The 9,341-nt window shown below is 68.0% G+C and carries 8 protein-coding genes; 3 read left to right on the top strand and 5 right to left on the bottom strand.

What is annotated here, in order from left to right; all coding sequences use genetic code 11:
* Both IT540_RS13810 and IT540_RS13805 read right to left on the bottom strand, forming a co-directional pair.
* Positions 1-2,070, bottom strand: a 2,070-nt coding sequence (locus tag IT540_RS13810) for a DUF3772 domain-containing protein (RefSeq protein ID WP_291178935.1), incomplete at its 3' end; no start/stop codon positions are given.
* 102 nt (positions 2,071-2,172) lie between these two features.
* Complete coding sequence (locus IT540_RS13805; RefSeq protein WP_291178932.1) at positions 2,173-2,502, bottom strand: flagellar biosynthetic protein FliO; 330 nt, start codon at positions 2,500-2,502, stop codon at positions 2,173-2,175.
* 272 nt (positions 2,503-2,774) lie between these two features.
* Here IT540_RS13805 and IT540_RS13800 point away from each other — a divergent pair, with 272 nt between their 5' ends.
* Together IT540_RS13800 and IT540_RS13795 are read left to right on the top strand one after the other, a co-directional pair.
* Positions 2,775-5,318: a response regulator gene (locus IT540_RS13800; RefSeq protein WP_291178929.1), complete on the top strand. Its 2,544-nt coding sequence runs from the start codon at positions 2,775-2,777 to the stop codon at positions 5,316-5,318.
* A 219-nt stretch (positions 5,319-5,537) separates the two neighbouring features.
* Positions 5,538-7,508, top strand: coding sequence for a hypothetical protein (locus tag IT540_RS13795; protein ID WP_291178926.1), 1,971 nt, complete (start codon positions 5,538-5,540; stop codon positions 7,506-7,508).
* A gap of 276 nt (positions 7,509-7,784) precedes the next feature.
* Here the strand turns inward: IT540_RS13795 and IT540_RS13790 are convergent, their stop codons facing one another.
* The 3 genes from IT540_RS13790 to IT540_RS13780 form a co-directional block, all read right to left on the bottom strand.
* A complete protein-coding gene (locus IT540_RS13790) occupies positions 7,785-8,009 on the bottom strand; it encodes a hypothetical protein (RefSeq protein ID WP_291178923.1) in 225 nt (74 codons plus the stop codon).
* A gap of 5 nt (positions 8,010-8,014) precedes the next feature.
* On the bottom strand, positions 8,015-8,209 hold the full coding sequence (locus tag IT540_RS13785) for a DUF6494 family protein (RefSeq protein WP_291178920.1): 195 nt from the start codon (positions 8,207-8,209) through the stop codon (positions 8,015-8,017).
* Between the two features lie 95 nt (positions 8,210-8,304).
* Positions 8,305-8,595 (bottom strand): flagellar basal body rod C-terminal domain-containing protein, encoded by a 291-nt coding sequence (locus IT540_RS13780; protein ID WP_291178917.1) that lies wholly within the window; start codon positions 8,593-8,595, stop codon positions 8,305-8,307.
* A gap of 164 nt (positions 8,596-8,759) precedes the next feature.
* On the opposite strand from IT540_RS13780, the gene IT540_RS13775 reads away from it, so the two are divergent.
* On the top strand, positions 8,760-9,341 hold a 582-nt coding region (locus IT540_RS13775), incomplete at its 3' end, for an ATPase domain-containing protein (protein ID WP_291178914.1).

The following is a 9,341-nucleotide window of genomic DNA, read 5'->3' as shown; positions in this document are numbered from 1 at the left end:
GTCGCCGACCTTGATCGGCCGCTCCACGAGCAGGATCAGGCCCGATACGAAATTGTTGATGATCGACTGCAGGCCGAAGCCGATGCCGACCGAGAGCGCACCGGCGACGATGGCGAAGTTGGTGATGTCGAGCCCGCCATAGGAGATGGCGGCGAGCCCGGCGATGATGAAGCCCGTGTATCCGACAGCCGTGTGGATCGAATTGGCGATGCCCTGGTCGATGCGCCGGGACTGTGCCACGCCTCTGTCGATCCAGCGCTGCGCCAGGCGCGTCGCGAAGACGAGCGCGAAGAACAGCGCGGCGGCGAGCAGGATGCGCGCCAGCGAGATGCGGAACTCGCCGATCTGGAAGCCGAACACCGCCGCGCGCATCCAGTAGAGCGCCTCCTGCGGCGTGTAGCCCCAGGTGATGAGGAGGAGCGGCAGCGCCGCCAGCGCCAGCGCCGCGTTGAGCAGGATCGAGAGCGCGCGCGTGAGAAGGCTGCTCTGGCCGGCACCGAGCCCGACCTTCTCCTCGAGCACGGTGGCGAACGGCTTGATGCCGGTGCCGGGCGCCCCGAGCAGCGCGCGAATGCCCAGATGGAAGACGAGGATCACCGCGATGGCGCTGCCGGTGAAGATCACCTGCTGCGTGATGAACCGCCCGAGGCCGACGTAGCCGAGGAGCGGGGCGGCCAGGATCACGAGCGCGACGGCAAGGATCGGCAGCTTGATGAGGTAGGGCCGGAGCCGAGAGCGCGTGGCGCTCGCCCCGGCGATCGCACCGTCGCGCTGGGGCTGGCTGCGCACGCCGGTCGTCACCGACTTGGGCTCGAACTGGGTGCGCACGAGCTTGAGCATCAGGACGCCGATGGCGATGCTGGCCAGCGCGGTCTCCATGATGTTGACGGAGAACGGCAGGAACAGGCGCCGGATGGCTTCCTGCAGGATGAGGTCGGCGGCGAACACCGCGGCGATGAGCGTGATGATCCGCGTCAGCGTGTACGCGGCGGGCGTGGACAGGTCGACCAGGCGCCAGGCCGCCCGGCGCGGCTGCAGCATGGCGCGCGTGAGCGCCGCGACGCCTACGAAGACGTAGAGCGCAGGAAAGGCCTTCTCGGCGATCTGTCCGACTTCGAGCGTCAGGAGCTTGAGCCAGTCGAGGCCGACGCCGAGCACCTGCAACGCGGCCAACGCCGGCAGCGCCAGCAGCGGCGCCACCCAGCCGATGGTCGCGGCCTGCACGAAGAAGCTCGGCTCGTCGCGCGGCCGGTCGAGCCGCCGGGCGAGGATCCATCCGACAAGGGCCTTGAGCAGGACGAACAGCACGATGACGCCGCCGACCAGCCCGACGAGCGCGCCCCACTTGCTTTTCGCGAGCGTGATCCAGCTCGCGAGCGTGTCGCCTAGCTGGCGTACCGCGACCGGCGCCTCGTTGATCAGCTTGCGCCATATGGTCGGCGCGACGGGGGAGAGCGTGCGCCTGAAGAGCTGGTTCGCGAACAGCTCCTGGCGCGCCGCCTGCAGCGTCACGCGCAACTGGCGCGCACGCACGAACAGGAGCTCCGTATTCTTGAGCGCGCCGTCGATCTCGGCTGACAAGGCGTTGAGACGAGCCCGCTCCGTCGCCACCTCGCCCGACTCGGTGGCGTCCTTCTCGGGCGCCGGACCGAGCTTCTCGATCTGCTGCGCGAGCGCTTCCGATCGTGGCCGCAACGCGTCGCGCGTGGCCGCAGTGGCGCGGAACACATCGATCAGCTCGCCGTTGAGGCGCGCCAGTTCCTCGTCGCTCTGCTTGTTGCGCTCCACCGCCTTCTCGAGCTTTTCAAGATCGCCCCGGATCTTTGCGACCGGGCTTACGATCTCTTCGAGCTCGCGCTGCTCGGCGGGCGTCAGCACGGGCGGGGGCGGCGTGGGTTCGGGTGGGGTTTGCTCGGCCGGCGCTGCCTGCGTGTCCGCTCCTTGCGGCACAGCGCCTCCGGGCGCGGGCTGCTGGGCCGGTGCATTCTGCTGCGGAGCGGGCGGCGGCTGCGCAAACCCGGCCGATGCGCAGGCGAGAGCTGCCAGCGCCAGCGCGGCCGATCGCAGCACGTTCAAGCGAAGTCGGAGCCCTGCCGAAACCATCGATCGTCCTCGACATCAGGAAATGTTCGGCGGATCAATCGACGCGATTGATCGCCACCGTCTCGATCCTCACGCGAGGGTCGGATCGACGCGCTGAGGCGCGGCCGCGCCGGGCACCGCCTCCTCCGAAACGCCGATGCCCGTTTCGAGCACGATGTCGACCGGCCCGCCAGTCATGATCAGGTGCTCAACGTTGTCGCGCCGGACGAGGATGAGGCGACGCCGGTTGTCGAGATTGAATTGCTCGGTCACCGAGAGCCGCCGCCTGAGCGGCTTGGGCCCGAACAGCGCGCTCACCGCCTGCACCGGACCCGCGCCGCCGAGATACTGACGCAAGACGAACGCCCCGCCGATCATGGCGACCGCCAGGAACAGCACGATCGCGAGATAGAAGAGCATGTCCCACATCAACTTAGCGCGCGGGAGTGCCCCACGCGTCCCCTAGAAAGCCGCTGTCATGAGCCCCTATAGCGCGGAATTCATGCCATTTTAACCCTATTGATCGAACTGTGGATGGGCGGACTGAGCGCGCGGTCGCCGATGGGCAACCTCCGGTAACCGGGCGCTCCCAGGAAGTCACGACACGGGCGTAGCGTAAGCGTATGAGTACCAGAGTATCCCTTCAGGCGCCGGAACCGGCCAAGCCTGAGAATCAGATAGCTTTCGCCTTCATGAGCGATAGCGAGGTCCGCCAGCCCCGACCCGGTCAGATCCGGCCCGGCAGGGTGGATGCCCACGCCCTTCCTGGCGGCGTCCGCGAGCCCGGTGCCATTCCCATCGTCGCGGCCTCCATGGCCGCCGGCGCGCTGGTACTTGCGCTCGTCGCCTCGCCGGCCGGCGAGCCGCTGCTGCTGACGCTGCTCGCCGTGCTCGCCATGCTGGGCCTCTTTGCTGCCTTCGGCTACGCGGCCGGCCACGTGCGCATCGGCGAGCGAGTGCGCGACGAGGATCTCGTGCGCGCCTTCGCCAACAGCCTCGACGACGGCCTGCTCGTCACCCGCCGCGACGGACGCCCGCTCTACGCCAATCGCGCGCTGGCCGAGATGGTCGGTGTCACGGCGGCGGGCGAGATCAACGCGCTCGAAAGCCTGTTCGCTGGCGATCCGCGCGCGGCCGCCGCCTACTTCCGCCTTGAGCGCGCTGCCTCCCGCCGCGAGCCCTGGCGCGAGGAGATCGAGATCCGCAGCGAGGGCCGCCCCCCGCAGCTCTTCCGCGTCGCCCAGCGTCCGTGCTTCGTGCCGGGCCACGACCGCGAGCTCGGACCCATGTCGCTGTGGACTATCACCGATGTCACCGCCGAGCGGGCGAGTCAGGTCAGCGCCGTCGCGACCCTCGAGGCTACGCTTGAGCGTATGGACAGCCTGCCGGCGGGCCTGATGGAGGTCGACAGCCGCGGGGCCGTGCGCCGCCTCAACGCCACGCTGCTGCGCTGGCTCGGCCTTGAGCCGCAGAGTCTCTCCAACCGCGCCCTGAAGCTCACCGACATCGTCACGCCCGAGGGGGCGGAGCTGATCGCCAATGCCGCTGCGGCCTTCTACACCACCGGCCAGGGCGTCGACCTCGACGTGTCCATCGACAAGGCCGCGACCGTGCCGCTGCGCTTCTTCGCGCGCCGCGACAATGCCGGCGGGCTTCTGATCGCCGCCGTCCGTCGCGAAGGCGGAGCCGCCGAGGACGGCCCCGCCGCCGCCGAGGCGCGGTTCGCGCGCTTCCTCCAGTCCTCGCCGTTCGGCATCGCCACCATTGGTGCCGATGGTCGGCTCATGAGCACCAACGCCGCTTTCGCGCGCATGATCCCCGAGGGCTCGGCGGCCGTCGGCTCGCCCGCCGCCGACGTGCTGTGCCGCTTCGCCGATGCCGATACACGCGCGGCCGTCGAAGGCGCGCTCCGCCACGCGCTCTCCGGCACCCTGAGCCCGGCGCCGGTCGAGATCACGGTCGGCCCCAACAGCGAGTTCTCGCGCCGCCTTTACAGCGCGCCTTTGACCCAGGCCAAGGACGCCCGCGAGGCCGCCATCCTCTACCTGATCGATGCCACCGAGCAGAAGGCACTGGAGGCGAAATTCGCGCAGTCCTCGAAGATGGAGGCGGTGGGCAAGCTCGCCGGCGGCATTGCCCACGATTTCAACAACGTGCTGACAGCGATCATCGGCTTCTCCGATCTGCTCCTGCAGACGCACCGACCGACGGACCCCGCCCACAAGGACATCATGAACATCCGCTCGAGCGCGAGCCGCGCGGCGGGTCTGGTGGCGAAGCTGCTGGCCTTCTCGCGCCGCCAGACGCTGCAGACCGAGCCCCTGCAGCTCGGCGAGGTGCTGGGCGACCTCGCGCCGCTGCTCAAGCGCTCGATCGGCGAGACCATCGACCTCAAGATGCCGACGGGACGCGATCTTTGGTACGTCAAGACCGACCGCACCCAGTTTGAGCAGGTGGTGATCAACCTCGCCGTCAACGCGCGCGACGCAATGCCCGACGGCGGCACGCTGAGCATCACCACGCGCAACGTGACCGAGCGCGAGAGCCAGAAGCTCACCCATCACGGCATGGTCGTCGGCGAATACGTTCTGGTCGAGGTGACGGACACCGGCTCCGGCATGTCGCCTGAGGTGATGGCGAAAGTGTTCGAGCCGTTCTTCACCACCAAGGGCGTCGGCAAGGGCACCGGCCTCGGCCTGGCGACGGTCTACGGCATCGTCAAACAGTCCGGCGGCTTCATCTACCCGGAGAGCGTGCTTGGTCGCGGCACCACGTTCCGCGTCTACCTGCCCCGCTACATGCCGGACAACGAGGACGAGATCCTGGCGCCGAAGATGGCCAAAAAGGAGCGTCCGCAGGACCTGACCGGCTCGGGCCGCGTGTTGCTAGTCGAGGACGAGGACGTCGTGCGCTCGTTCGCGGTGCGCGCGCTGAAGCGCCAGGGCTACGAGGTGTTCGAGGCCTCGACCGGCGTCGAGGCGCTGGAGGTGATGGCCAAGTACGATGACAAGATCGACATCGTGGTTTCGGACGTCGTGATGCCGGAAATGGACGGGCCGACGCTGCTCAAGGAGCTGCGCAAGAAGAACCCGCACCTCAAGATCATCTTCGTCTCGGGCTACCCGCACGAGGCCTTCGAGACGAGCCTCGACAAGAACGAGCAGTTCGCCTTTCTGCCGAAGCCGTTCTCGCTGCCCCAGCTCGCCGCCAAGGTGAAGGAGCAACTCGCCCGCTAGCCGGATCATGGTCGGGCATGTCGGCGTGCCCGCCGACATGCCGCGAAAGGCCACGCGTCTGTGGCCTGGCAGCCGGCGGCCGTGCTGCAATTGCGAACGCGGTTTTTTGCTGGTCATGGCCCGGCCAGGGGCTCCCGAGGTCATCTCCCCGAGGTGAGCCGGGCCGGTTTCGCCACGTTTCAGCCAAACCCGTCACAATACTGTTCAATCCGTCGAGGGATGACCCGGGAGGCACGCGTGTGGGCTGCACGCCGTTATGCCGCTGTTGCGACAGCAGTTTTGCTTGTCGCCGCGGTGTCGCGCGCTCCGGTCGCGACCGCCGAGACCAAGGACCAGTCCGCCTCCTGCGAGGACGCGTTCGGGGTTTCCGTGCTTGCTTCCCCGATCGGACCGTGGAAAGGCACGCCGCTGCGCGTCGTCTTCACCACCGAGAAGCCGGTCGAGGGTGAGCTGTCGCTGGTCGCGCCAGACGGCAGCGTCGCGGTAACCTCGGCCGCACGCCACGGCGGCCCGCCCTACTTCTGGTCCGCCGAGATCGCGGCACCCGCCGCGGGCAAATGGAGCGCCAAGCTCGCACGTGCCGGCGCGGCGGGGGAGTGCAGCACGCTCACACACGAGATCGCCGTCGCGCGCAAGAAGCCGCCTGGACCGGCCGGCTCCAGCAAGAGCATCTGGCCGGTGCGCGGCGCCTGGAGCCTGGCGAACGAGAATCTCTATTCCGCATGGATCGAGATGCTGTTCGACGCGCCGCTCGAAGAGGCGCCGTCGTGGCCCGCACTCCATGACGTGCTGCGCGACCGCTCGCGCAATATCCTGTTCAACCATCTGGGCCTGCGCGAGGACGAGAAGGGGCTCATCATCCGCCCCGACTGCGCCGACCTGCCTTACACCTTGCGCGCCTATTTCGCGTTCAAGATGGGCCTGCCGTTCGGCTACGGGAAATGCACGCGCGGCGGCGGCGGCAAGCCGCCGAGGTGCACGCAGTGGTGGGACATCGAGAACCAGGAGCCACCGCCCGCGCCGCCCGCCGAGCAGCAGGTCGCGGCCGAAGGCGGCCTGTTCAGCCTCTTCGGTGCGCCGCCCGCCTCGCCCTCGGTCGCCAGGCTTCCGCAGAAACCGAAAGGTCTCGTACCGGGCTTCGGCTATTACATCCGCACTACGGTCGCCAACGGCGTCCATTCCGGCAACGGCCGCACCATGGCCGCCGACGAGAACACCGATTATTACCCGGTGCCGCTGAAAGCGGAGACGCTGCGACCCGGCACGGTCTACGCCGACCCCTACGGACACATTCTCGTGCTCGCCAAGCGCGTGGCGCAGACGGACGGCGCGGCGGGCGTTCTGCTCGCCGTTGACGGCCAGCCCGACGGCACGATCGCGAGGAAGCGCTTCTGGCGCGGCAACTTCCTGTTCGCTCAGGCCCCCGCACTCGGCAGCCCCGGCTTCAAGCGCTTCCGCCCGGTCGTGCGCGGCAAGGGCGGCCTCCGGCGCCTCGCCAACGCCGAGATCGGAAAGCACGCCGAGTACGGCGATTTCTCGCTCGATCAGGCCGAGCTTGCCATCGAGGATTTCTACGATCGCATGGACGAGGTGATGTCGCCGTCGCCGCTCGATCCCGAGCGCGAGCTGACGGAGGCGCTCACGGCGCTCGAGGAGCAGGTGAAGGCGCGCGTCACGTCGGTCGAGAACGGGCGCAAGTACCAGGCCGGCGGCGGCGCCGAGGTGGCCATGCCGGATGGGGCCTCGATCTTCGAGACCACCGGCGCGTGGGAGGATTTCGCGACGCCCTCGCGCGACCTGCGTCTCCTGATCGCCATCGACGTGGTGCGCACCTTCCCCGATCGTGTCGCGCGCCGCCCTGAGCGCTATGCGATGCCGCAGGGGAAGAGCGCGGCCGACGTGAAGGCGGGCCTCGAGAGCCGTCTCGCCTCCGAGCTTGCCACGCGCAAGTTCGCCTACACGCGCAGCGACGGCTCCGAGTGGTCGCTGACGCTCGAGGACGTGCTCGAGCGCATCGGCGCGCTCGAGATGGCCTACAACCTGAACGACTGCGTCGAGCTGCGCTGGGGCGCGCCGGAGGGCAGCGAGGAGGCGGCGACGTGCAAGCGCCGCGCACCCGACGCGCAGCGCGTGAAGATGAGCGAGTACCGCGCCTGGTTCAACGAGCGCCGCCGCCCCCCGCGCGGCTAGCACCTTCTCCGATCATACGGACACGCTGTTGTCTCCTAAACGATCTCCCTCGCGCGCTATTGCGAGGATCGTGCCGACGTTGCGTTTGTGGAAGCTTGCGTGGGTGCCGGCCGGCATGACTTTGCGTGTGTGGCGAGCGGCTTGCCTCCTTTCGACGTCATCCCGACGCAGGTCGGGACCCACGCCAGTCTCCGCGCATGCATCGTCTCCAGTCGCAACAGCCGTAGAGGGGAAGGACGCGAATCCGGAAGGTCCGGCTCTAGCGCGGGCTCTTTGTCAGGACGGCACCTCGGGCTCGGGCAGCTCCGCCTCGGGGATGCAGCGGTTCTCGCCGGAGACGGGCCGGCCGTCGATACGAAGGCCGCTGTCGGGACGCGCGGCCAGGTCCCGGCACTCGGCCGCCGAGAGGCCCCGCTCCATGATGAAGTATTGGGGCGTGCCGTTGAGCATGATCATAACGACGAAAGCGTACATTTCGGCGTAATCCGATGAGAGGCGCATCGGCCTCACCCGAGATCGATGGCACCCGCCACCTCGTGATGAAGATCTGTGCCCTCGGCGGTGAGCAGCATGCGCACCTTGAGCTGCCCGTGTCCCGCCAGAGCGTGCTCGCGTACGATACGCTCGATTTCCTGCTGCGAGGAGATGCCGACCTCCTTGAGGAAGCGACGCAGCGACAGATTGAAAGTCTCGTTCTCCATGACGCGTCTCCGATTGTCTCATGACAACCCCGACGCGAGCGGAAGAGTTTCCTTGGCGACGCTCCGGCCGAGGATAACGGCGCGTCGCGGCGGGATCATCTCTCGTCGGAATGGATCGTGTCGAGAAGCGCATCGAACATTTCGTCGGCGACCTGGATCACGGCCGCGTTCATGCGGTAGGCGAGTTCCACCTCCTTGAGCGACACCATGTTCTCGACGGGATCGCCGACCGGCAGCGAGCCGATGCGCACAGCGGCGGGGCTGTCGGGGGCGCTTCCGCCGCTGCTCGGCGTAGCATCCGTGGCGGCGATCGCCGACGCGATGTCGCTGAGCTTTCGGCCCTGCACGACGAGGGCATTCGAGGCTATGGCGAGAACTTGGAACATGGACAGCGCAAACCGGGCTGGGCTCGAACGCCCACCATCGCCGGCTCCGGCCTAAAGGGGCGTTAAGACACGAGACAGTCCGCTTTACACGGAGAACAAAACGTGTACAACTTATCCAAAGCGTCGAGTCGCCCATCAACCGCTAACATGCCATAAGGTGCCACATGACCAAGCCGGAGCTGCGCGTCGTCGAGGGGGGTAGCATGGACAAGAACAAGGCGCAGGCGCTCGCGCATGCGCTGGAGCTGATCGATAAGAACTTCGGCAAGGGCTCGATCATGCGCCTGGGCGCCAACGAGCGCTCCATGGACATCGAGGCGATCTCGACCGGCTCGCTCGGGCTCGACATCGCGCTCGGCATCGGCGGCCTGCCGCGCGGCCGCGTCATCGAGATCTACGGCCCCGAGAGCTCGGGCAAGACCACGCTCGCGCTGCAGGTGATCGCGGAAGCCCAGAAGCGGGGCGGTACCTGCGCCTTCGTCGATGCCGAGCATGCGCTCGACCCTACCTACGCCAAGAAGCTCGGCGTCAAGATCGAGGATCTGCTCGTCTCCCAGCCGGACGCCGGCGAGCAGGCGCTTGAGATCACCAACACACTCGTGAACTCCGGCGCCATCGATGTCGTCGTCGTCGACAGCGTCGCGGCGCTGACCCCCAAGGCCGAGCTTGAGGGCGACATGGGCGACGCCCCCGTCGGCGCGCAGGCCCGGCTGATGAGCCAGGCGATGAGGAAGCTGACCGCCAGC

It is taken from the genome of Hyphomicrobium sp. (genome assembly GCF_020852195.1).
Lineage (GTDB): Bacteria > Pseudomonadota > Alphaproteobacteria > Rhizobiales > Hyphomicrobiaceae > Hyphomicrobium_C.
The sequence above is the reverse complement of the archived record's forward strand: the minus strand, read 5'-3'. Positions and strand labels throughout refer to the sequence as shown.

What these genes read in the sequence shown, in the direction of transcription:
- IT540_RS13785 (WP_291178920.1), bottom strand. Translation starts at nt 8,209, where the DNA reads ATGGAGAACGAGACTTTCAATCTGTCGCTGCGTCGCTTCCTCAAGGAG.
- IT540_RS13790 (WP_291178923.1), bottom strand. Translation starts at nt 8,009, where the DNA reads ATGCGCCTCTCATCGGATTACGCCGAAATGTACGCTTTCGTCGTTATG.
- IT540_RS13780 (WP_291178917.1), bottom strand. Translation starts at nt 8,595, where the DNA reads ATGTTCCAAGTTCTCGCCATAGCCTCGAATGCCCTCGTCGTGCAGGGC.
- IT540_RS13795 (WP_291178926.1), top strand. Translation starts at nt 5,538, where the DNA reads ATGACCCGGGAGGCACGCGTGTGGGCTGCACGCCGTTATGCCGCTGTT.
- IT540_RS13805 (WP_291178932.1), bottom strand. Translation starts at nt 2,502, where the DNA reads ATGCTCTTCTATCTCGCGATCGTGCTGTTCCTGGCGGTCGCCATGATC.
- IT540_RS13800 (WP_291178929.1), top strand. Translation starts at nt 2,775, where the DNA reads ATGAGCGATAGCGAGGTCCGCCAGCCCCGACCCGGTCAGATCCGGCCC.